This is a genomic window from Burkholderia sp. A2 (assembly GCF_001729305.1).
Lineage (GTDB): Bacteria > Pseudomonadota > Gammaproteobacteria > Burkholderiales > Burkholderiaceae > Burkholderia > Burkholderia sola.
Map to the genome: position 1 here is coordinate 687 of NZ_LZXX01000026.1, position 563 is coordinate 1,249.

Here is a 563-nt window from a genome sequence, read left to right on the forward strand (position 1 = left end):
GCGCGAGCACGCGCTCGGCCGGCAGCCGCGCGCCGGCCGGCCACGTGCCGTCGAGCAGCGCCGTCTCGATCTTGCGCATCACCACTTCGGTCCGGCCCCGTGCCGTCATCGCCGCCATCGTCGCGTCTCCTCGCGGAATGCGTGCCGCCCCCGATTGGCCCAACCAATTTGAGCTGCGGCGCGGACGGGGGAATTATGCAGCGAAATCGACGCTCCGCACGCCGGGCCGTCGCCTCTGGAGCGAGACATGAATCCACGGCCTTACCCCACCGCCCCCGCGCACGTCTATCTGTTCGCGACCTGCCTGGTCGACCTGTTCGTCCCCGAAGCAGGGCTCGACGCGATCCGCCTGCTGGAACGCGAGGGGCTGACCGTCCACTATCCGCGCGGCCAGAGCTGTTGCGGGCAGCCGGCCTACAGCAGCGGCAATCCCGACGAAGCGCGCCGCGTCGCGGCCGCGCAGCTCGACCTGTTCGCGCAACCGTGGCCGGTGATCGTGCCGTCCGGTTCGTGCGCGGGCATGATCCGGCACCATTGGCCGGCGCTGTTCGCCGACGATCCCG

At 71.0% G+C, this 563-nt stretch carries 1 protein-coding gene and 1 pseudogene; one reads left to right on the forward strand and one right to left on the reverse strand.

Annotated elements, in window-relative coordinates:
- A pseudogene (locus A9Z05_RS37425) lies at positions 1-118 on the reverse strand (GntR family transcriptional regulator); the annotation flags it as partial.
- A gap of 129 nt (positions 119-247) precedes the next feature.
- On the opposite strand from A9Z05_RS37425, the gene A9Z05_RS37430 reads away from it, so the two are divergent.
- The coding region (locus tag A9Z05_RS37430) for a (Fe-S)-binding protein (RefSeq protein WP_256121822.1) at positions 248-563 on the forward strand (316 nt) is incomplete at its 3' end.